Origin of the sequence: Stenotrophomonas sp. YIM B06876 (assembly GCF_030711595.1) — a bacterium.
Classification (GTDB): Bacteria; Pseudomonadota; Gammaproteobacteria; order Xanthomonadales; family Xanthomonadaceae; genus Stenotrophomonas.
The window spans coordinates 1-859 of sequence record NZ_JAUJUJ010000350.1 but is presented as its reverse complement, the minus strand read 5'-3'; the positions used below and the strand labels follow the sequence as shown (position 1 = coordinate 859).

At 61.0% G+C, this 859-nt stretch carries 2 protein-coding genes; both read right to left on the bottom strand.

The window, feature by feature from the left end; all coding sequences use genetic code 11:
- Positions 1-263 (bottom strand): hypothetical protein (locus QZH66_RS17225; RefSeq protein ID WP_305807066.1); only part of this gene is annotated, 263 nt, incomplete at its 3' end.
- Positions 244-831 (bottom strand): nuclease-related domain-containing protein, encoded by a 588-nt coding sequence (locus tag QZH66_RS17220; protein ID WP_305807065.1) that lies wholly within the window; start codon positions 829-831, stop codon positions 244-246. The genes QZH66_RS17225 and QZH66_RS17220, both read right to left, overlap by 20 nt.
- Positions 832-859: the final 28 nt, after the last annotated feature.

The window sequence follows — 859 nt, the reverse complement described above, 5'->3', positions numbered from 1 at the left end:
TTTGCGGTGCGCAGCGCCATGACGCTGCCGCACTGGGGGCATTGGCGCTCGGCATCGGGGTTGTGGCGCTCTTTGAGCTGCTGCACATGCGCGATGTGCGTGGCCCTGGTGGGCGCCAACCGGCCGGTTTGCAATTGCTGCACCAGGCGCTGCACCTGCCGGGTGTCAAAAACGGGCTGCGTGAACGAGAGGATGAAACGCACGCACCCGCCGCCATAGGTCACGTTGGCGGGCATCTCGGTTTTAAATGTGCTGCCGCCCACAAACACGATGACCGAGTGGANCCTGCCGGGTGTCAAAAACGGGCTGCGTGAACGAGAGGATGAAACGCACGCACCCGCCGCCATAGGTCACGTTGGCGGGCATCTCGGTTTTAAATGTGCTGCCGCCCACAAACACGATGACCGAGTGGATGGCGTCGGGCGGCACCTGCAGTGTGGCTTCCAGCGCCTTGGTGTGCTTGTAGTTTTGGCGCAGCGGATTCTGAAATCTGAAGCTGCGCTTGAAGATTTTCTGCGTCCATTCGGCCTGCCGCTCGCTGCCGAAAATCCAGCCCTGCATGTTTTTGGTTTCGATCGCAAAGACGCCGAAGCGCGACACGATCACATGATCGATCTGCGTGCTGCCGTCGGGTGTGGTGAGGGTGACGTTGTGCAGCGGAAAGTACACCGCCTTGTCCAGACGCCAGCGCAGGATGAAGCGCACAAACCATTCCCCGATATGCCCCTTGGCCCACGGGCTGCGCAGCGCGGATGCCACCAGCACCAACGGAATCACCCACGACAGGGTGGACAGCAGCATGTTGAAAACAGGTTCAAGGGCGTTTTGCATGGTTCATTGGGGCGTGTGGCCGTGTGGG